The sequence below is a fragment of the Bradyrhizobium sp. G127 genome (assembly GCF_021502575.1).
Lineage (GTDB): Bacteria > Pseudomonadota > Alphaproteobacteria > Rhizobiales > Xanthobacteraceae > Afipia.
Map to the genome: position 1 here is coordinate 438,616 of NZ_JAKFGN010000002.1, position 20,485 is coordinate 459,100.

23 protein-coding genes are annotated in these 20,485 nt (G+C 57.7%); 10 read left to right on the top strand and 13 right to left on the bottom strand.

Translation table 11 applies throughout. The annotated features are described in order from the left end of the window. Window positions 1–13 precede the first annotated feature (13 nt). From LVY71_RS13975 to lptF, 8 genes are all read right to left on the bottom strand, one after another. Window positions 14–1,147, bottom strand: a complete 1,134-nt coding sequence (locus LVY71_RS13975; protein ID WP_235100477.1) for a glycosyltransferase — start codon at window positions 1,145–1,147, stop codon at window positions 14–16. Continuing rightward, window positions 1,147–2,187, bottom strand: a complete 1,041-nt coding sequence (locus LVY71_RS13980; RefSeq protein ID WP_502797580.1) for a GDP-mannose 4,6-dehydratase — start codon at window positions 2,185–2,187, stop codon at window positions 1,147–1,149. The genes LVY71_RS13975 and LVY71_RS13980 overlap by 1 nt, the downstream gene beginning before the upstream one ends. Before the next feature lie 123 nt (window positions 2,188–2,310). Beyond that, a complete protein-coding gene (gmd, locus tag LVY71_RS13985; protein ID WP_235100479.1) occupies window positions 2,311–3,402 on the bottom strand; it encodes a GDP-mannose 4,6-dehydratase in 1,092 nt (363 codons plus the stop codon). Between the two features lie 336 nt (window positions 3,403–3,738). Then, window positions 3,739–5,457, bottom strand: a complete 1,719-nt coding sequence (locus tag LVY71_RS13990) for a DUF6311 domain-containing protein (RefSeq protein ID WP_235100480.1) — start codon at window positions 5,455–5,457, stop codon at window positions 3,739–3,741. Window positions 5,458–5,554: 97 nt separating this feature from the next. Beyond that, window positions 5,555–6,283 (bottom strand): class I SAM-dependent methyltransferase, encoded by a 729-nt coding sequence (locus LVY71_RS13995; protein ID WP_235100481.1) that lies wholly within the window; start codon window positions 6,281–6,283, stop codon window positions 5,555–5,557. Continuing rightward, on the bottom strand, window positions 6,226–7,230 hold the full coding sequence (locus LVY71_RS14000; protein ID WP_235100482.1) for a glycosyltransferase: 1,005 nt from the start codon (window positions 7,228–7,230) through the stop codon (window positions 6,226–6,228). The genes LVY71_RS13995 and LVY71_RS14000 overlap by 58 nt, the downstream gene beginning before the upstream one ends. A 69-nt stretch (window positions 7,231–7,299) precedes the next feature. Continuing rightward, window positions 7,300–8,280 carry a UDP-glucuronic acid decarboxylase family protein gene (locus LVY71_RS14005; RefSeq protein WP_235100483.1) on the bottom strand — a complete coding sequence of 327 codons (981 nt, stop codon included), beginning with the start codon at window positions 8,278–8,280 and terminating at the stop codon, window positions 7,300–7,302. Between the two features lie 33 nt (window positions 8,281–8,313). Further along, window positions 8,314–9,468, bottom strand: a complete 1,155-nt coding sequence (gene lptF / locus LVY71_RS14010) for an LPS export ABC transporter permease LptF (RefSeq protein ID WP_235100484.1) — start codon at window positions 9,466–9,468, stop codon at window positions 8,314–8,316. A gap of 114 nt (window positions 9,469–9,582) precedes the next feature. Here lptF and LVY71_RS14015 point away from each other — a divergent pair, with 114 nt between their 5' ends. Then, complete coding sequence (locus tag LVY71_RS14015; protein ID WP_235100485.1) at window positions 9,583–10,899, top strand: O-antigen ligase family protein; 1,317 nt, start codon at window positions 9,583–9,585, stop codon at window positions 10,897–10,899. A 5-nt stretch (window positions 10,900–10,904) separates the two neighbouring features. Here LVY71_RS14015 and LVY71_RS14020 read toward each other — a convergent pair whose 3' ends face one another. Further along, the gene (locus LVY71_RS14020; protein ID WP_235100486.1) at window positions 10,905–11,402 is read right to left on the bottom strand and encodes a hypothetical protein; all 498 of its coding nucleotides are present in this window, start codon (window positions 11,400–11,402) and stop codon (window positions 10,905–10,907) included. A 297-nt stretch (window positions 11,403–11,699) separates the two neighbouring features. On the opposite strand from LVY71_RS14020, the gene LVY71_RS14025 reads away from it, so the two are divergent. Next, entirely contained in the window at window positions 11,700–12,779 is a 1,080-nt protein-coding gene (locus tag LVY71_RS14025) for a D-TA family PLP-dependent enzyme (protein WP_235100487.1), read from the top strand. 20 nt (window positions 12,780–12,799) lie between these two features. Here the strand turns inward: LVY71_RS14025 and LVY71_RS14030 are convergent, their stop codons facing one another. Beyond that, window positions 12,800–13,954: an acyltransferase family protein gene (locus LVY71_RS14030; RefSeq protein ID WP_235100488.1), complete on the bottom strand. Its 1,155-nt coding sequence runs from the start codon at window positions 13,952–13,954 to the stop codon at window positions 12,800–12,802. A 122-nt stretch (window positions 13,955–14,076) separates the two neighbouring features. After that, a complete protein-coding gene (locus tag LVY71_RS14035) occupies window positions 14,077–14,361 on the bottom strand; it encodes a hypothetical protein (protein ID WP_235100489.1) in 285 nt (94 codons plus the stop codon). 315 nt (window positions 14,362–14,676) lie between these two features. Here LVY71_RS14035 and LVY71_RS14040 point away from each other — a divergent pair, with 315 nt between their 5' ends. Beyond that, the gene (locus LVY71_RS14040) at window positions 14,677–15,213 is read left to right on the top strand and encodes an Arm DNA-binding domain-containing protein (protein WP_235100490.1); all 537 of its coding nucleotides are present in this window, start codon (window positions 14,677–14,679) and stop codon (window positions 15,211–15,213) included. 111 nt (window positions 15,214–15,324) lie between these two features. Here LVY71_RS14040 and LVY71_RS14045 read toward each other — a convergent pair whose 3' ends face one another. Together LVY71_RS14045 and LVY71_RS14050 are read right to left on the bottom strand one after the other, a co-directional pair. After that, the gene (locus LVY71_RS14045; RefSeq protein WP_235100491.1) at window positions 15,325–15,603 is read right to left on the bottom strand and encodes a hypothetical protein; all 279 of its coding nucleotides are present in this window, start codon (window positions 15,601–15,603) and stop codon (window positions 15,325–15,327) included. Between the two features lie 827 nt (window positions 15,604–16,430). After that, on the bottom strand, window positions 16,431–16,721 hold the full coding sequence (locus LVY71_RS14050; RefSeq protein ID WP_235100492.1) for a hypothetical protein: 291 nt from the start codon (window positions 16,719–16,721) through the stop codon (window positions 16,431–16,433). Window positions 16,722–17,081: 360 nt separating this feature from the next. Here LVY71_RS14050 and LVY71_RS14055 point away from each other — a divergent pair, with 360 nt between their 5' ends. The 7 genes from LVY71_RS14055 (at window position 17,082) to LVY71_RS14085 (ending at window position 20,305) form a co-directional block, all read left to right on the top strand. Beyond that, window positions 17,082–17,432, top strand: a complete 351-nt coding sequence (locus LVY71_RS14055) for a hypothetical protein (RefSeq protein ID WP_235100493.1) — start codon at window positions 17,082–17,084, stop codon at window positions 17,430–17,432. Then, window positions 17,389–17,757 (top strand): hypothetical protein, encoded by a 369-nt coding sequence (locus LVY71_RS14060; protein WP_235100494.1) that lies wholly within the window; start codon window positions 17,389–17,391, stop codon window positions 17,755–17,757. Before LVY71_RS14055 ends, LVY71_RS14060 begins: the two co-directional genes overlap by 44 nt. A 50-nt stretch (window positions 17,758–17,807) precedes the next feature. Next, complete coding sequence (locus LVY71_RS14065; protein WP_235100495.1) at window positions 17,808–18,431, top strand: hypothetical protein; 624 nt, start codon at window positions 17,808–17,810, stop codon at window positions 18,429–18,431. Between the two features lie 96 nt (window positions 18,432–18,527). Continuing rightward, a complete protein-coding gene (locus LVY71_RS14070) occupies window positions 18,528–18,716 on the top strand; it encodes a helix-turn-helix transcriptional regulator (protein WP_235100496.1) in 189 nt (62 codons plus the stop codon). 97 nt (window positions 18,717–18,813) lie between these two features. Beyond that, window positions 18,814–19,008, top strand: coding sequence for a hypothetical protein (locus LVY71_RS14075; RefSeq protein WP_235100497.1), 195 nt, complete (start codon window positions 18,814–18,816; stop codon window positions 19,006–19,008). After that, window positions 19,005–19,223, top strand: a complete 219-nt coding sequence (locus tag LVY71_RS14080) for a hypothetical protein (RefSeq protein WP_235100498.1) — start codon at window positions 19,005–19,007, stop codon at window positions 19,221–19,223. Before LVY71_RS14075 ends, LVY71_RS14080 begins: the two co-directional genes overlap by 4 nt. Then, window positions 19,220–20,305 carry an AAA family ATPase gene (locus tag LVY71_RS14085; protein WP_235100499.1) on the top strand — a complete coding sequence of 362 codons (1,086 nt, stop codon included), beginning with the start codon at window positions 19,220–19,222 and terminating at the stop codon, window positions 20,303–20,305. The genes LVY71_RS14080 and LVY71_RS14085 overlap by 4 nt, the downstream gene beginning before the upstream one ends. The last annotated feature ends 180 nt before the right edge of the window (window positions 20,306–20,485 follow it).

Consider the following 20,485-nt stretch of genomic DNA (forward strand, 5'->3'; position numbering starts at 1 on the left):
TGCGCTCAACCGCTCACCGAGCTGAACGGCGACGTTCAAAGACCTCGTTATAAACCGCTTGAATACGCGATAGGAACAATGACTGACTGAACTCCGAATGAGCCCGCTCCTTCCCGGCGGCACCCAACCTGGCCGCAAGGTCGGGCTGATCGAGCAGCCGGCGAAGCGACAGCGTAAATGCGGCCGGATCATTCGGCGGAACGGTGAAGCCCTCCATGCCATCGCGCGCCACATGCGGAACGGCGGTAGGAAGATCGGTATTGACGACCGGCTTGCCCGCAGCCATGGCCTCGAGCTGAACGAGGCCGAAAGCCTCCGCCTCCGTGACCGACGGAAATGCGAACACTTTTGCTGCGTGAAGATATTGTTTGACTTCGTCAGGTGGCAATACACCCAAAAATCTGACTCGGTCCAGGATGCCCAGTTGTGCGGCGAGGCCGGTGAGATCCGCCTTGAGTGGCCCGTCACCAATGATAATCGCTTCGGCATCCACGTCCTGGATCGCGCGCAGAAACACCTCATACCCCTTGTAGCTGACCAGCCGGCCGATCGCGATCACGAGTCGTGGATACTGTTCCTGTAATCTATCGACGATCTCTCGTTGGGCCGCGCTCAGTTCACTCCAGTGCGTCAGGTCACATCCGTATGGGACCACAATACATTTATCTGAGAAGTTTCGCAGAAAGGGCGAATTCTCGATAATGGCCGGGTCGGACACGATAATCTTGTCCGCACGTTTCAGCGAGCGTCGAAACAATGGCGCCAGAAACTTCATCAATGTGGGGCGACCGCTGACCTCGGCATGCCAATGAATGATGAGGCTGCAACTCTTCGGGATCAGCAATACCGCCAGATCTATCAGGGGAAAGGGCGCATGATGAACGATGATATCGAAATCTTTTGCCCGCTTGACCAGCCTGAAAGCATACGTCGGCGCCAGAGGCATCGACATCAACATTCCAATTGATCCGACTGCCTCGACTTCCACCCCCTCGAACTTGTACTTGCGCGCCCAACCGCGCACACGGGCAACTAGGACCTCGGTATCGAATCCCAAGGGCGGAAGCCTGGCCAGCATGGCTATAACGGAGGGAACACCGCCATAAACTTCCGGCAAATAACATTTATAGGCGTGCAAGATCCGCATTAGTTTTCGACACGCCGGTGACTGGCATCAGGCTGGAGGCGTGACAATGTCCGCCGCTCAATAAAATCAATCTGCGCTTTCACCATCATGGCAACAAGCTCGTCGAAAGCGACTTTTGGCTGCCAGTTCAAGATCGAACGGATTTTGGCGGTGTCGGCGCGGGTATAATGACTGTCCACCCTTCGAAACAAACTGGGATCGGAACTGACGTGCTCCGTCCATCTGCGGCCTACCAAGCCGAAAGCCCGGTCGCAAAACTCTTCAATCGAATGATCCTCGCCCGTACCGATGACATAGTCATCTGCCGTACGATGCTGAACGATCAGCCGCATCGCCTCAACGTAGTCACCGGCAAAACCAAAATCTCGCCGAACGCTTAGATCGCCCAAAGCCATTTTCCCATCAAGCAAGATCGGCCGGCCACGCTCGTCGGTTTCAGATGTCTCAGTCAAACCCAGGGATACAGCAGCCGCGGCATAGGCAATTTTTTGCGAAACGAAGGAAAGCGGACGCCGTGGGCTTTCGTGATTGAACATGATGCCCGTCGACGCATGCAAGCCATACTGGGCCCGATATGCGCCTATAATGCGATGAGCATAAAGTTTGGCGACGCCGTATGGAGATTTTGGCACGCACGGCGTTTGCTCATTTTGAATGCGATCAGCTCCGTCTTCAAAAATCTCGGAAGACGAAGCCTGAAACAAACGGCAACCCGGTTTGTGCCTGAGCAACAACTCGCAGAGATCCTGCGGAACAAGTCCGTTGACGTCTGCTGTTTCTCGCGGCAGCCCCCAGCTCAGGATCGGTCGAGAGATCGCGGCAAGATTGTATATCTCGTCCGGCATCACGCTGGACACCAATGAATCGAGAAAATCGCGATCGGCGGGATCTCCGACGTGCCAGCACGTTTCATCCTGACGACGGCTTGGATGCGGCAGGCGGCGCGACTGCGCGTGCACCACACATCCCTGCCGATGAAGCAGGTTGATCAGGTAAAAGCCGTCCTGCCCGGACGCCCCCGTCACCAATACTTTTTTCAACGGCATTCCTACGTCTCAACCCAGCTTACAATAGCCTCACATCCAAACAGATTAAAAAACATCCTCTGGAAGAACATACCTCCAGCGAGGTTAGGCCACCGGACGCATCCTCGCTTCAAAAATTCATTCGTTATAATTGAAATGCTTGAAGCCGTGCTGCTTCACGAGTTCATCGCGCTGCGCGACTTTCATATCCTCAACCATCATCTCCGTCACCAGTTCGACGAAAGACGTCTTTGGCGACCATCCCAGCTTGCGGTAAGCCTTTGCCGGATCGCCCAACAAAGTCTCCACCTCCGCCGGCCGGAAGTATCGCGGATCGACCTCAACAATACACCGGCCGGTGGCGATATCGTATCCCTTTTCGTCGACGCCGTTCCCTTCCCACCGGATGGCGATGCCTATTTCCTTCGCTGCGACTTCAAGGAACTCGCGCACCGAGTGCTGTTCGCCGGTGGCGATAACATAATCTTCCGGCACGTCCTGCTGCAGCATCAGCCATTGCATTTCGACATAGTCACGCGCATGCCCCCAGTCGCGGAGGGCATTCAGATTTCCCAGATAGACCTTCTCCTGAAGGCCGAGCTTGATGCGAGCCAAGGCTCGCGTGATCTTTCTCGTTACGAACGTCTCACCGCGGATCGGCGATTCATGATTGAAAAGAATTCCGTTGCACGCAAACAGACCATAGGCTTCGCGGTAATTCACCGTGATCCAGTATGCGTACAGTTTTGCAACCGCATAAGGTGATCGAGGGTAGAAGGGCGTGCTCTCCTTCTGGGGAGTCTCTTGCACAAGGCCATAAAGCTCTGAAGTCGAGGCCTGATAAAATTTGGTTTTCTTCTCAAGTCCGAGAATACGGATCGCTTCGAGTATGCGCAGCGGACCCAATGCGTCGGAATTAGCTGTGTACTCGGGCTCCTCAAAAGAAACCGCGACGTGACTTTGAGCCGCGAGATTGTAGATCTCGTCCGGCTGAACTTCCTGCACGATGCGAATGAGACTCGATGAGTCGGTCAGATCGCCATGGTGCAGCGTCAGGTCGTAACCCTTGTCGTGCGGATCGTGATAGAGATGATCGATGCGGTCAGTGTTGAAGAGCGAGGTACGCCGCTTGATGCCGTGAACCGAATATCCTTTGGACAACAACAGTTCAGCGAGATACGCCCCGTCCTGCCCGGTTATGCCGGTAATGAGTGCAGTTTTTCGCTTCATTTATATGACTTTCATTGCGACGCGAACCGCAACCCGGCAGGAAGGTCGCGGTACGGAATTTCTTGTACAGGAATGCTATCTGCCCTACAGACCGCATGTACGACGCAGTCCAACTGCATGTTTGGCCGGCAGGCTCCAAACTCGGCAAGGGCACGTCGACTGTGTCCAAATTACACTAAACCACCGTAGATGGCGAACTCCTACAATATAGCCATCCTATTGAAAAGACTTGACTTCAAAGAGCTTCCGTCAATCGGATAGTCGTTGTAGATACCTGGCCAAGGCACTGAAACAGCACCGCCCCGGACCTGGTTGGCTCTCGGATTCCTCGCGGTGCTATTGGCCGGACCTCAGAATATTGCCCGCATTGCCTTGCTGGCCGTCGACAATCGAGCACAACACTACGCCGTTCAAACCGCGGCAGAAATGGCCTCGGATCTGCGTTGAAAGCCACGGTGCGGCAGAGTTGAAAACGTAAGCAGCGTCCGATCCAAGGCCATCCCTTGCAATAGCCGCCGGCTGTGTTTCGCAGAAATACTCCAGTTGTTTCGGTGTATTGCGCCCCGCATAAAAACTGTTGATTGTCATGCCGTGATCAGCGGCAAGTTTTCCGAAAATCCAGTACCCGGAAAACCCGCCCGGCGTATCCTTGCTGTCTTTGCTACATTGCCAAGCCGGAATGACGATCAAATGCCGATGCTTCCGTCCGACCTCCTGCCAGATCGGGTCATCGGTGAATGCCGCTGAAGACGTGCGTGCCCAATTTTCACGAACTCCAATGTGCAGCGGGCGCAGGTCGAACATTTGAACGAGGAGCGCAAGCAATAAAGCCGTCCTCACGCCGGTACCGAATGCGGCATACGCTGCGCCGATGACGCAGCACAGGATCAGATAAAACGCCGGCCAGAAAAGCCGGCCGGAGGCGCGAAAGGCTCCGAACGCATTCAACACAAAATCAGGAACCGGAATGTCATAGAGGACAGTGCTGCCGGCGGTCGCTTTCAAAGAGAGAGCGAAAAAGAGTGACGCGGCGAAAATCAACCAGCCTGCAATCGCTTCCCGCTTGAACAATTCCGTGATGATCGATGGGCGCCACACCACCGCCGCCAGACCCAGCAGGATGATGCCGAGGCCCAGATAGTTGTAGCCTTCATACTGATTTGGCGAGATCGGCAGCCGATCCCACAAAAGGCCCGGATAATCCCATGGATCGATCGGTGCCAGCAGATTCATCGAATAGATTTTATATCCGGCCCCGGCGTAACCGGACTCCCCCGGACGGAGAAACCCGAAGATCAACAGCGCGGATATCGCGAGTCCGAACGAGAGACCGGCGCCAAACGCCGCACGCGAAAAACTGGCGAACCTCCCCTGCTTCGACTCCTCATCCGCCGCGAGGAACCAGCGCAGATAAGCCGCAAACAGAACCAGCAGCACCATCGCCGTGATGTAAGGATTGATGCCGCCCGCGACGAAGCACAGCAGACCGCCAGCCGCCATCTGCGCGCGTGACATTCTCCTTGCGGTCGACAGATAGAAATCGAACGCCGCCAAAATGAGCCAGTGACTCGCAAGCGGGAAATGCCCGAGCCCACGCCAGATGAACGGCGGAGCTGTCATGAACAGCAGGCCACCGAGCAACGCCGATAATTCATGTCCTCCGGTGAGCCGCTTTGAAATCCGATACCCGAAATAGAATTGCAGAACGACGCAAAGCACAAACCAGGGGCCGATATACTGAAAGTCAGTCGGCAGCACATGGCGAAAAGGCCAGAATATGGTCGCCACGAGGGGCAGCGAGTCCAGATATGCAATCGGTTCTCCGAGCGGATAACCGAGCTTGGACGCCCAGCCCAGCGGAAAACTCAGTTGCTCTTCCTGACGAAAGAACTTCCAGCCGAGATAGCCTGTCGCCGAATCTCCGCCCAGCCAAGAAATATCGAATGGATTGAGAACCCTGACGCCCACCACGTAAACGGCAAACGCCACGCCGATCACGACAAACCCGGCGCTCGCCATGAGCTTGCCTAACCAGGATTTCATGGGATCGACCACGGGTTTCGACTAATTCCAGAGAAAAACAGAATCGCGGAAACGCGGCGCACGAAGCAATGCGGTCCTCTTGTTCTTACGCCCAACGTGCCGGCCGCGCTCAATTCTTGCTCCATACCGCAAGAACCGACTTTCCGAATCGGCGCTGCAAGATCGGATCGAGACATCGCGACAACGGCACCATGAACCGGTCCCAGATCTTGATCTGCGATGAACTGGGTGAAGCCGAATTCAGCAGCAAGCGATTTCCCAGGCTGGCCAGGAATCCGACGCTGTCGAGATACTCGAATCTGGAGAGATTCAGTCCGGACGGATTTAATGCAACGATCATTTCGCGATCGTACCGCCTGAAATGGCCGATCGCCTTATCGAACGCCGTATACAGATACTGATGCGCCGGCGCGATGACGACGATGCAACCGCCGCGGTCCAGTTGCACAGCGGCGCGTTCAAGTTCGCCACGATCGTTCAAAATATGCTCCAGAACGTCGATGTAGAGAATGGTATCGAAGAGTTCCGACGCGTCGAGATCTTCGAGCTTTCCGACCCTCACTTCACAGATCGCAGGCAAATGCCCCGCGGCGATTTCATCGCGCATTCGCCCGGCGAGTGCCGGATCAGGCTCCAGCGCGACCCACCTCTTCTGCCTTTTGCATAGCGTCCGCGCCGTTGCGCCCAGCCCTGCACCGACCTCGAGCACCCGCGGACCCATATGCGGTTCAATACGCGACGCCCAGTAGGCCTTCCAGTTGGTCGCTAGCGTGAAGACATCTAGTTCGCCGCCTTCATAGCTGTAATGACCGGATCCTTCCTCGATCGGCGCAGGCACGTCGTATCCTTTATGTAAGTCAGGGCGTGAATGGCAGGCACGAATGGAAAGCCCGAGCGCCCGCTCAGAGAGACGAACACACTGGTCACCAGCAGCGTAAGTATCTGGAGGATCGCCAGCGCAGCGAAGCCCGCGACGTTCGTCGTCCATCCCGGAATGGCCAGATCCGTTGTGAGCCGCAATGCGATCGCGACAGCAGAGATCAGAACAGGCAATGCGCCGACAATGAGCGAGCCGACAAGCAAACGAACAAACATGAGATCGCTGAACACCGAGATTGCGCTCAGGCCGTGAACGACGAGCGAAACAAAGTTCATTGTCGATTGCCCGGCGTAGCGCGTGCCACGAGTCGTGTCCGTGCTTTCCAGCGGGACTCTGGATCGCACCAGCGCACCAGCGAAATGATTCCACAGCTCTGCCATATGGGCAATTCGCCCAAGCTGGTCGCCCGGTATCAGGCAGAAATTGCCGAAATCGATGGCCTTGCCGGTCAGCAGACGAAACAGCGCTTTATAGACCTTGTAGAATGCACGGAAACGCCAGCTCTCCGAGCGTTGCGCCCGCTTTGCGACCACGATAGCGCCGGGCTTCTTGGCCGACACATTCAGCATGGTGGCGATGTCTTCGGGCCTGTCTTCTCCATCACTATCCATGACAAGGCAGAGATCGTGCGCGGCCATGCGGTTGGCGTGCGCCAATCCAACTGCAATGGCGCGCTGGTGCCCCATATTGGCGGCGAGCGACACGACGGTCACGCCGTCGATGTTTTGCAGCGAGTTGACTGCCGCCTCGATCCTGGGGCGCTGGGACGATCCATCGTCGACCGCGATAACGTCGACGCTCACGTTCCAGGCCGGCATGATCCTGTCGATCTCTGCCAACAACTGGCCGAATGAATCCCAGTCGTTGAAGACCGGAGTCACGATCAAAAGGGATCTGGCCACCATCTGATATCCGGCAAGTTGAACTGGCGGCGATCGAGGGCGTCCAACGACGCGACAGGCCCGAACCGGCAGTTACGCGAAAGAAAGACTCGGACTTTCGACCAGACCCGAGAGCTGGTTCTCGAAATAATTGATGGTCTTGAGAAGCCCCTCATTCAGGGACGTGACGGGCTGCCAGTTCAGCAGCTCACGTGCCTTGCTGATATCGGGGCAACGCTGCCTCGGATCGTCATGCGGCAAGGGCTTGTAGCTGATTTTCGATGACGATCCGGTCAAGTCGATCACGCGTTCCGCCAGTTCACGGATCGTGAATTCAGAGGGGTTTCCGAGATTGACGGGCCCTGTCACCGAGTCCGGCGTGTCCATCATCCGCACAAATCCATCGATCATGTCATCGACGTAGCAGAAGGCCCGCGATTGAGAACCATCGCCGTAAATCGAAATCTCCTCACCGCGAAGTGCCTGAACGATGAAGTTCGAGACGACGCGGCCATCGTTCGGATGCATCCGGGGGCCATAGGTATTGAAAATCCGCGCAACCTTGATGCGCAGATGATGCTGACGATGATAATCGAAGAAGAGCGTTTCAGCGCACCGTTTGCCCTCGTCGTAACACGAGCGGAATCCGATCGGATTGACGTTGCCCCAGTATTCCTCACGCTGCGGATGCTCGGCGGGATCGCCATAAACCTCGGACGTGGAAGCCTGGAATATCCTGGCGCGAACCCGCTTGGCGAGGCCCAGCATATTGATCGCGCCGTGCACGCTCGTCTTGGTCGTCTGCACCGGATCGAACTGGTAGTGGATCGGAGACGCCGGACAGGCCAGATTGTAGATCTCGTCGACCTCGACATAGAGCGGAAACGTCACGTCGTGGCGCATCAGTTCGAAGTTCGGATCGCCCATCAGGGGCGCCACGTTGCGCCGGCTTCCGGTAAAGAAATTATCAACGCACAGGACGTCATGCCCGTCCTCAAGCAGTTTTTCACACAGATGAGACCCCAGAAAGCCCGCGCCTCCGGTCACCATAATGCGCTTGCTCGAATGGATCATGGATCACCGCCCTGTCTCCGCATGAGAGACCGATTACCTGGGCATTAATGACCCCATACGACTGAATATGCCGTTAACCGCCCCGATCAAATTCGTGGGTGCATCGACGATTACCCCCCGTACCGTCATCCAGAAGCTGGCCCCACAGACCAGTGCCAGCATGAGGTATTGGAGAACAATCGCCATGGGTTGCGCGACCGATACGGTCGAAAGGCCGAATCCGGCGATACGCACCACGAGGATTCCGACAATGAGGAGCGCGATGGCGAAATTTCGATTCTGCCGCGTGGTCCGTGGAGCGCCGAGAATGGCAAAGGCCATCAGGACGAAAACGAAGGGATAGATCGGCCCGAAAATCCGATCATGCAGTTCGGCACGAAACTCGCCGGGGACGCGCTTGACCACCGGATCGTCGGGCGGCGGCGAGATCAGGTCTCCCATCGACCGCTCGCGTGGACCATAGGTCACGCTCTGAACGACATTCGAGAATTGAGAAAGATCGAAGGCGTAGCTGTTGAACGCAACAAGCGCCGGATCGCGCTTCCCGGTCTCAAACCGCTGCAAGTTGCCGTCCTGAAGAATCAGAAACGAGCCCCGCTCGTTCTTCTGAACGGTGCCGCGGTCCGCTAGAATATCAATTCGCTCGGCCGGATTGCGCTGGTCGTCGATGAAAATTCCAACGAGAAGACCACCGGGTTGCCGTCCCTGAATGCGGATCGTCAGAGGTCCGAGTTTCTGAAACTCGCCAGGACGAAGAATGTTGGTGAGGACATCAGCGCCGATTTCGGTTTGCCAGCGCCGCAACGCGCGCAAACATTCCGGCGCGAGATAAGTCGAAAGAAACGCAACGAACAAACTCACGATGCATGTTGCGATCAAAAACGGGCGAAGGAATCTGGCCGGCGCTAGCCCGGCCGCATTCATGACGATGATTTCGGAGTCGGAGGCCAGCCGGTTGAGGGTATGCATCACCGCGATCAGCAGCGCGATCGGCGCGATGATCATGGCCAGCAGCGGGATCGCCAGACCCGTGACCCCGAGGAAGACGAGAATCGATTGACCCTGCCCGGTCATCAGATCGATGCCGCGCAACGCCTGCGTGATCCAGATGACGCTCGTCAACGAGACGAGAACCATCAGAAACGCGAGCAGCGTTGTTCGGACAATGTAGCGGTCGATGGCGCTCATCGGGCTTCCGGCGACAGTCCTTCTGGAAGATACACTGATTTGCTGTTATCGTCTTGAGACATATTGTGTATTCCTTATCACCTTCACTCGGAAATAACACCCGCACAGAGGCAAATGTATATCGCAATAAAGCGGGAATTGGCCGATGTGTGGCTTGCGTTCAGCACGTGGCGCGGCCCGAACCGGGCACTCGCCGAGGCTGCGCGACGCAAGGGAACGGAAAACTTCGCCATTATCGCAGCGGCGGCGCTGCCGTGGTCGACGTCGATCGCCTCGTCCTGTGCGCTCGCGTTTCTGATCGCATTCCTGACCACGATGAAGCCGGGGGCTTTCTTTCGTTCTCTGAAGCATCCCGCCAGCCTGAGCGTCCTGGCCATCTGCCTTATCGCGTTGCTGGGACTGTTATGGGCCGTTGATATTCCGTGGTCCGATCGGTGGCGCGGCCTGACGCCGATCGCCAAACTGCTCGGCATTCCGGTGCTGATCTACTACTTCGGAAAGTCCGAGCGCAGCCGTTACATTTTCTTCGCCTTTGCCGCATCATGTACGATCCTGATGCTGTTTTCCTGGATCGTGCTTTTTTTCCCGAATTTTGCGATCCACTACAAATCCGACCAGCCCGGCGTTCCGGTCAAGAATTACATCGATCAAAGCCAGGGATTTGTTTTTTGCGCGTTCGCGCTCGCTGCGGTGACTGTCGAGGCCTATCGTAAAAACAAACGCGCCGTCGCCATATTGTCTGCCGTCATCGCAACGGCGCTCCTGGCCAATCTGGCCTTCGTCAATGTTGCCCGAACGGCGCTTGTCTATTCGCCAATTCTTGCCGTGCTGTTTGCCTATCGGTATCTCGACCGGAGGCGATTCTGGATCGCGGTTCTGGCTCTCGTTCTCGCCGCCGCCGGTCTGTGGGCGGCGTCACCGAACCTCCAGAACAAAACTGCCGCGGTGCTCACCGAATACCAGGTCCGCATGACGGATCGCGGCCCCTCCTCCGTGGGACAGAGGCTCACCTACTGGGATAAGTCGATCAGATTTTTTGAAGCCGCCCCTGTTCTCGGCCACGGCACCGGCGCGATCAGAACCCTGTTCCAGCGCGATGCCGTCGGCAAGACGGGTCTGGAGGCGATGGTCACCGGCAATCCCCATAACCAGACGCTGCTGTTTGCTCTGCAATGGGGAATCCTGGGATGCTTGGCCCTCTACGCCATGTGGATCACACATTTGTGGACCTTCCGCGGGAGCGGACTTGTCGCCTGGTTCGGACTGCTGGCGGTCGCACAGAACATCCTGAGTTCGCTGTTCAACTCCCATCTCTCCGATTTCTATCAGGGCTGGCTGTACGTCATCGTCGTCGGCATCGCGGCGGGCCGGATATACGAATCGGCGGACGTCCACGGAACGTCCGCCGATTCAAGCTCGGATCGTCGATGATATGGTCAGGTCCGAGTCAATGTGATGTTGGCGCCCTTGAACTCGCCGCCCTCGGAGCGGATCACGACTGATTGGGAATTGCCGCGTGTGGTGAGGGCAAGATCCGCGGAGAATGTTCCGGCGCGAACCACGACCTGAAACCGCCCCCCCGATGTCGTTCCTTCGACATCGCCGCTGACATTGCGTGTCGCCTCGCTCCATGTCCCGCTCAGCTTGCCGCCACTGGCAACGACATTGCTGGTGAGTTCGATCTTGTAGCTGTCGCTCGCGCAGCGCAGCGTCTGCTGAAGAGCATTACCGTCATTCCGGACCGCATATGTCGCGCGGCACCTGATCGCCTCGCGCGCGCCGCCTTCAAGCGAAATCGAGCCCTTCCCCGACCAGACACCCGACATGCCGGCAAATGGCTGTCCTGATTGAGCAGAGGATTGGCTGGAAACGAGTGAAAGTCCGAGAATGACGGCGACCGCGGCACGCCGTCCGATTGATTCAAACGAAAGCATTGCACCTCACATCAATACAGAAACGCTCGCAAAATCAGCGAGCGAAAGACTGAGCCCTGCTAACCTTTCAGCAGCGCCACGGTTCCGATCATCGGTCGAGAATAAGGATGAATTTGGGACAACAACGGCTTCCTGCCGGGATCAACGTCTTGTGAAGCAAGGTTTGCGGCGGAGAAGGTCTGGAATGGGCGGCATCGCGATGAGACACCGGCTTCATTGCCACGGCGAATGGGGCTAGCCTTGACGCGATTTGTAACCCCACCGCCGACATCCGCCCACCGCAACGAGGATATTGTCTTGACCAGCCCGCTCGCCGCAAAGATCGCTCGCGAATACGGAACGCCCGCGCTCGTCATCGACATGGATCGTGTTGAACGAAACATCGCGCGGGTGCAGAGCATCTGCGATGCCGCGGGCGTCGCCAACCGGCCCCATATCAAGACGCACAAGAGTCCGCTGCTTGCCCAGCTTCAGATCAAGGCCGGCGCAAAAGGCATCACCTGCCAGAAGCTCGGCGAAGCCGAGGTGATGGCCGACGCCGGGATCAATGACATTCTCATCAGCTATAATCTGCTCGGCGACGAGAAGATGGCCCGCCTTGGCGCCCTGCTGGCAAAGACCCATGTCACGGTTGCAGCAGACAATGAGGTTGTCATCGCAGGACTGCCCGGCGCGGCGGCCGTTGCCAGGCGCTCGTTACCTGTGGTGATCGAGTGCGACACCGGCCGCAAGCGCGCCGGCGTCGAGACACCGGCGGAAGTGATCGCTCTTGCTCGACAGATCAGGGACGCGCGCGGTCTCACATTTGCAGGCCTCCTCATGTACCCGACGGAAACCGGCTGGAGCGATGCGCAGCGCTTTTATGATGAAGCCCTGGCCGGCCTTCGGCAGTTGGGTCTCGATCCTGCCATCGTTTCGACCGGCGGATCGCCGAACCTGAAGAACGTCGGTCAGCTCAAGGGCGCCACCGAACATCGTCCCGGCACCTATATCTACAATGACCGCATGCAGGTCGCGGCCGGCGTCGCCACATGGGAGGACTGTGCCCTGCACGTCTACTCCACCGTGGTCAGCCGGGCCGCACCCGATCGCGGTATTCTCGACGCCGGCTCCAAGACTCTCACCGCGGATACCGGCGGGCTCGACGGCTACGGACTGATCCTCGAACACCCGCAAGCAAGGATCGCGCGCTTCGCCGAGGAGCATGGCTTCCTCGATCTAAGCCGAAGCAATACGCGTCCGGCGGTGGGCGACGTCGTCCGCATCGTGCCGAACCATGTCTGCGTGGTGGTGAATATGTCCGATGAGGTGGTGATGGTCCGCGGTGACGAGATCGTCGGCATTCTGCCAGTGGCGGCACGCGGCAAGCTGCGGTGATCGCCCAACGGCCTTGCGTATCAGGTCGTCTCGGGGACGACGCGCAACGCGACCGGATTCCCCTTTTGAGGCGCCATCCCCATCAGCCAACGGGCCCACGTCCACGGCCTGACAAGCCAGTGGTAGATCATCAGCGAGACTGCTGTCGCAGCGAGCCAAATCACCACAACCTTAAGCCAGACTGGAACTGCGAGCGGCAGCACGTACCAGCCGATCAGCAGCAGCGGCGCATGATGAAGGATGTAGACTGGAAGTGTCGCTTCACTGAGATAAGCGATCCTCTGTGCCGGGGCCGGATTCAAACGGGCCGCGAAACCAAGCCCTGCCCCCACACCGCCCCACGCGATCAGCGCAATGAAGAAACGTCCCCATGTGGATTCGCCGCACAGGATCAGACCAGCGAGACCCAGCAACAAGAGCCCCAGCAATCGCGGTGCTTCCGCGCGAAGTCCCGTCTCGAAACCGGGCCATGCAGCGATCCCGGCACCGATCGCAAGGCAGAGCGCAAAATAGAAAAAATTCGTCCAGTCCGTGACCAGATTTGGAAAGTACGGCCAGTAGCCATTGAATGTCACCAGCAGCGCCGCCATGGGGAGCACGGGGAGATAGATCCAGAAAGCCGAAGGAACGGCTGGACTCGGACGACGCCGCGCGAGCCGCACCAGCAGCGGCAACAGCATGATCGAAATCATGAACAGATAGGCCAGGAACCAGAGATGCGACCACGTCATCAAAGGCAGGCGCATCAGGTTGCGCGGGAAAAAGTCAAAGTAGCCCACGGGCCGGTCAAGCTGCATGATCCCTTGCAGCCATTCTGCTTCACGCAGGCCATGAAGGCCCATGTCGCGTCCGTCGTAGAGTTCGATGTATTTGATGATGGAACCGAAGATCACAATGCCGAATATCAGCGGTACCAGCAGGCGGGACACTCTCTCTTTCGCAAAGCGGCCAGGGCTTCGCGCGCGCAACGACGTGACCGCCGACCATCCCGCCAATACAAACCACGATGAAATCGCCGCCGCACGAACGAAGTCGAAGAGAACCGTGGCCGTCTGCGATGGTTCGAAACTCTTGAGATGGTAGTGCGGCTCGGTTGAAAAAATCGCGAGCGCGTGGACGAGAATAATGCTGAAACAGAGCACTATTCGCAGGGCATCAATATCCGTTCGCCGCATTCGCCCCTCAACGCCGATCCCCGTCACAATGTAGCAAAGGGATCGCGCTCCGGATATGCCGACGGTGGCGGCGAGAGGGTTTGAACACCTTGGCCTACCGGTCGTTCAGAGCATAATTCCGATCAGCGCCTGTTGTACCCGGCCGAAGCCATGTTCTTCAGGTGGATCAGCAGGGTGAAAATCCAGGCGAGTACATAGAGACCGGCGAGGCCCAGCGCCGTTCTGCGGTCCAGCACTGACAGGCCGGCCCAATACCAGACGCGATAAAACCAGAGCCCGCTCGTGACCATGCCCATCAGGCAAATGAGCAGCTTCAATCCCCGGCCGTTCGGCACGCCGACGGCCGCAAACAGGATTGTCGCGGGGATCAGGAACATCTGGCAGGCGGAAATCAAGGTCTCGTTCATGGCGGCTCCTGGCGAATCGCGCGAATTCTAGATCATTCGCGGACCACTGCCCTGCCTGCCGGAGCCTGAAGATGTTCTTGAGACGCCCTGGCGAGCGTGCGCCATCCATATGGAAAATGGTCGGAGCGAGAGGATTTGAACCTCCGACCCCTAGTCCCCCAGACATCAGCGTTGTTCTGCCATGGCGTGCCATGGTGTGACAAACCCATTGAAATAAGGAGTTTCGAGACTCATACCCTTAGTCATTGGTGACACACGATGCCATGCGGTGTCCGTCGTCACTTCCCAATCACTTCCCAGCGCGAAGGATTGCAGATGACCAAGGGGCCGAAACTCACTGCCGAATCGATCCGCACCCTGTCGGCTGGGCCGAAGGGTGACGCGCTCTACTCCGATAGTGACAGCAAGCAAGGCGTGCCGGGATTGTATCTGCGGGTCCGCTCGGCGGGATCGCGCACGTTCGTCATTCAGTGGAGCCAAGGCGATTTTCAGCGGCGCTCAACCATCGGCAAGGTGGGCGTTCTGTCGCTTGACGAAGCCCGCAGGAAGGCCCGCAAGCTTCTGGTTGGGATCGATGAGGGTGCCGACCCAATCGCCGCCAAGGCCCGCGCCAAGGTCTCTGACAAGCTCCGGTTTGAGGCTGTCGCGAAGGATTACCTTGAGGCGCGCGAAAGCGACATGAAGGCGTCCAGCCTCGATCAGTGCAAGCGTCACCTGCAGCTCTATTTCAAGCCGTTCAACCGATCCACCTATGCCGCTGAGAAACGCGCCGCGCTCGACCTGTGGGGCAACCACGTGGCCCTGATCTTGGCTCGTGCCGAGGGGGCGAACGTTGTCCAGCTTAGAGCTTAACCCGATGGGCTGGGGGAGCTTACCGCTAATCGCACGCGGTGCGATCATTACCGGCGTGGCCGCAGGAGTTACCCTGCTCGCTTGGATGTATGTCATCTTACAGCACGCGTTCTAACGGCTGGTGGCCATCGCCATGTGAAGTTCCCGAATATGCTCCGGAACGCCATCGGTGGTTATCTCGGCCCCGCAGAAACATCGCGAACGACCGGTGGTGTTCTGTGTCGGCATCCGGCAGCCCGCGTCCCACATGGCGCATTTCCACGCCGTGAACGCCTGATACTCCAGCCACTCTTGGCGCATGGCAGGGGTGATCTGCGGTTCCAGTTTTTCCCAAGCTGCCTGAAGCGCCGCCCGGCCATCAACGAAAGTATCGTGGCTGCCGGAAGACATCTGACTCCGGTCACAGCCTGGATAAAAGCCGCACGCCCATTGCCAAATGGTCCGACCGCCGGTCCCGCTCACTTCAGTTAGACCTCCAACACGCACGTCTCCGTCAAAGACGCCCCATTCTTCGTATTGATCTTTCCGCATAAGGCGGCGCGTCAGCGGCATGTGGAAACCGGGGAGATTTTAGTTTTCGATTCTAATCTTGAGTAATCTGGATGCAAGCTGCCCCCCCAAAAAAGAGGGCTTCAGATGGACCTCAGACGAGTCAGCAAAGACGCGGCCCGTGCCCAAGTTCAACGGGAGCGTTGCCGCCGGAGAGGCGTGAACTTTTACGGTTATAGAATCTGGACCAAGATTGAGGACAGAATCGTCCGCAATCTTTATCCCGATTACGTCGCCCTGCGGAAAGCACTTCCGCTGCGGTCGTATTGGGCAATTCAAAGCCGGGCTTGCTACCTAGGTATCAGTAAAAAGAGGAAGCCCTGGACCTCTCGCGATTTGCAAAAGTTGGGAAGGATTTTTAGCCAAGCCACGTGGGCCGAACTCTATCAAGCCTTTCCCGGAAGAACCCAAAACGAAATCAAATCTCGCGCACGAAAGGCTGGCTACACCCGCCCTAGAGTATACCCCAAAACGGGTGTTCCAGTGTTGGACTCAATAAGGTCGCGAGCCTTCAGCCTAAATCTATCTCTACTCGATGTCGATAAAATGGCTCGTACTCGATCTTATTTTAGCAGCGCTCGCCCCCGAGATATTGAAAAGCTGAACTGGAAAGCAATCCGTCGCGCGGTAAAGGCCCTGGATGGTGAGGTCATGCCCACTTGGAAAAATCACTGATCCCGCGCTGGGCTTTCGACCTTGCGCTTCATTTCAGCGAGGTCTTCCTCGTCTATGCCCTTCGCCGCAAGTTCGTCCTTGATAGCTTCTCGGGTCATATCGGGAAACATGGCCCCAACGACCCGGATATATCGTAGAGGGTCCTTGGACAGCGCTTCAAAAGCTAGCGAAAGGCCCTTCTCTCCGCCCTCCTCGTAAGCTCGTCTCAGCTTATTGAGCGCAGCGTAGTCAGCGTCCTCTAGGCCTGACGGGTCTTCTATTTTGAAAGGGTCTTCTTCAGCCATTTGCTTCTCTACATCCCCTGGCGGGGTGGACTTTTTTAGCAAATCAGTGGCAGCATGTCCGTGGGTGTAGGAACCCGGACCGAAATAGGCTGGCGATCGATTGGCGTCGATTGCTGCCGAAAGCGCAGAAGGCCTTGGCGGGCTTTCCTGGCGCTAAGGAGCGCCTTGGCGGGCGCGCCGTTCTGGCTTTATGCCGGGGGCGTTGCGCCATGTCCAGAGCTTAAAAGGGGCAACCGAGAGATCGGGGCAAACCTTCAAGCTTAAAAGCGCAGCGACCTGTCTTTCGGCAGGTTCCTACCCCCCGGCAGCCAGCCCGATGCTGGCGACGGCTGTAGGAAGCCAAACCGAAAGACCACCACCATGCAAACCGTACTAGAAAGGCCGGCGGACACGCTGGATTCGATTCCCGCACATCTGGCTATTCAGATGCAGGAACGGCAATCCGCACTTAAAACCATTGCCAGACTCAGGAGGCAGGCGCGCGACGAGATCGACCGTCTGATAAGGTTTCTGGACGAAAGCGACCTTGATCCTGATCTAGAGGACACGGGCGACGATGAACCCAGCATCGGCTTTTGCTACGAAGCCGACCTCGAGCTGGACGACTGCGATGCAGAGGATAACGGCGACCGCGAACCGTCACTTGGTTGGACCGTCGATGGCGAGCTTGGCGCGCGGCAAGATCTGGAGCTTTGCCATGCCGAGGCATGAGCCAGCCGTTCAAGACCTGACCGCAGCGGGCGTTATCAAGGCTTGCTCGGCATTTGTGCCGGTGAATGTGCCGATCCACATCGCTATAGCGGCTCACCGGCTGGCGACAATGAAGCCTGCCCTCAGGACGCCGGAGCGAACTGTCGCGCGACATACACTTCGGGCGGTGATCCTGGCGGCTGCTAAAGACGTGCCGGAGTTGCAGCGGCAACGGGACTACCTCGGGGGGTTGCCGGCAGAAGCGTGGAGCGGGCTTCCGCCGGAAACGAGGGAAGCCATCCTTGCGGGCGTCAGCCGCTCGATTCACATCCTGCAATTGAACTGACAACATGGGGTGCGCATATATTGCGTGCCCCTTTCCATTTCGGAGTAGCCATGACCGAGGATGAATCAATTAAGGCATTCGCTAGATTCCGTATGTCATTGAGCAAGGGCAAGCGGCCTAAAAAGTATCCTTATCCACTGTCAGAGCCAATTTACGTTGATGAAAAGCAATGGCCTGCGGAAATCGCTTCCGGCGGCAAGGTGGCCAAGTTGGTGCCGAAAGCAAAGCGAGAGTATCGCGACGCGATTTATCGTCGCGTCACCACACGTTGGAATCTGCTTTTCATCCTTTACGATATCGAGCCGAACGATTGGGAGGGCCTAGCAAGAGAGCTTGCCGCCCAGCACGTCCCCGGTTTTCAAACGACCAACACCCCGCCAAAGGCGGCAAAGCGTGCTGGTCGGCCATCCAAGTATGATGATCCGGTCAAGATAATTTCACATGTTGAGAATTTGGAAGCCAAGCAGCGGGAGATGGCGAAGAACAAGGGCCGCGTCGTGCCGCTAACCGAGGCAGCAAGGGCGCTTGTTGGCACTAAGGCTGCCGCCAGCCATCTAGCCCGCTACTATGAATTCAAAGACATCATGAAGCGCGCAGCCGCGCGTCCGATAAAGGACGGGATGTCTTTGGCGCGCCTCGACACAGTTTATCCTACGAAAACCCCCGGAAAGTAATTTCCGTACCAACGTTTATATCTCGGACCTGTTTTCCCGTACGGGCACCTGTGCACAATGCATCACCATGCACTCACAAAAGAGGACATGGTGACGATGGACAATACCAAGCAACAGCGCGTGCTGACCATCAAGCGCGCGGCCTTCGCTCTCGCGGTGTCAGAGCGCACCCTGTGGCGGATGATTTCCAAGGAAGAGATCAAGGTAATCTCTCTTTCGGAGCGTAGGCGCGGAATTCCCCTTTCGGAAATTGAGCGGATCACGACCTGTGGGGTCGCGGTCTGATGGCATTGGAAACCCTCACTTCATATCTCGCCCGCCGGTATCGGATCAGCGCGGAACATGCGCTCGTTGTCGCCCGCCTCGCATTCAAGGAGGCGGCATGATCAACGCAGGCCACACCCACACCGGGGCGCTTATCAATCAGATTCGCGCGATCACCGAGTACTGCACGGCCCCCGACAACGAGGGGACGCATATCGATCTTTCCGAGATTGCATCTGAATTGGCCGCCGCATCGGAAGCCCTTTATGAGGAAGCAGGCAGGCAACTCACGCGCACGGGAGTAGCCGCATGACCAATCGCACCGAATATCTGCTGTCAAAGCTGCGGGCCGCCAGCCTACACACCCGCCTCATGGCCAGCGAGATCGACTCAATCGGAGTCGCCTTGAAGGGTGGCTTCATCAGCGATGAGACGGCGGTTGAATGGGCGCATGACATCGGCGGGCCGCATGTGTTTGGCACTGTGCCCCCGATCATCGATCAGCCCCACTTGGAGGCTGCGGAGTGAACGAAAACATCGCGTTGGACCTTCAGACACTTGCAAATGATCGTCGGCAGCGGCTCAAAGGACTTAAATACCCGTTTCAGCTTATCTCCGACTTCACGATTAAGCCGCCTCGCAAATATTGGATCGTGAAGGGGGTCATTGCCCAGGGTGAAACCTCGGCATGGATCGCGCCGCCGGGCGGGATGAAATCCGCGCTGATGGCTCAGCTTGCTCTCGCCACCGCATGGCAGTTGGATTGGCATGGGCACCGTTCAACAGCATGCCGCGCCGTAATCTATTTTGCTCTCGAGCGAGCCGACCTTGTCCGCCGCCGCCTGGCAGCCCATTGCGCCAAGCAGGGAATAACGGGAGAGACGTTGGCCGAAATCCCCCTCGCTGTTTGCGATAGGATGGTGGATTTGACGCACCCTGACTCCGTCAAGCATGTCCTGGACACCATTGATGCCGCCTTCGAAGAGATAGGGCAGCCGGTTCAGCTCATTATCTTTGACACGTTCGCCAAGCTGATCGCTGCCGGCGGCGGCGATGAGCAACAGGCGAAAGATCAGGGCAAAATCTTCGCCAACATTCAGCGCATCAAGGAGAAGGTCAAAGAAGCACACGTCGCGCTTGTCGGCCACACCGGCAAGGATGAGTCTCGCGGTGCGCGCGGCTCTAACGCCATTCTTGGCGACGTGGACGTGATGGTCCAAATCAGTGGCGACGCCGTAAAGACCGCAACCGTCATAAAAGCAAACGACATGCCCGAAGGGCCTCTGTTTTCTTTCACCTCGGAAATTCACCATTTCGGTGTTGATGAGGACGGCGACCCGATCACGGTCAACATCGTGAGTGCGGACACGCCGGAGGCCACCAAGGCCGCAGAGCGTGGCCCCCGCCTCACCAAGAACCAACAAACCATGTTCGCCATCCTGCACGATGCTGGTGCCGGCGGATTGACGCTGGACGAATGGAATGCCGCCGCGCGTGAGGCTGGGCTGGGCGAACGCCGCAAAGCCGATCTGACAGATAATCGCAACGCCCTGAAAACTAAGGGGCTGGTGCGCTCCTATGGCGACCGCTGGACGGTGGATCATCGCTGAGGTGGTTACGGATCGTTCTCCCCTTATAGGGGGGAGAACCGAACCGAACCCCGAACCTGTGAAGTCCGAACCCGAACCGAACCCGAACCGAACCTGTAACCATGCAAGATGATGGTGGTAAAAATCACGTGTCAGCGCCCGGCGCAAACGGCGCGGCTGCGGCGGCTGTCGTCTCCCCAA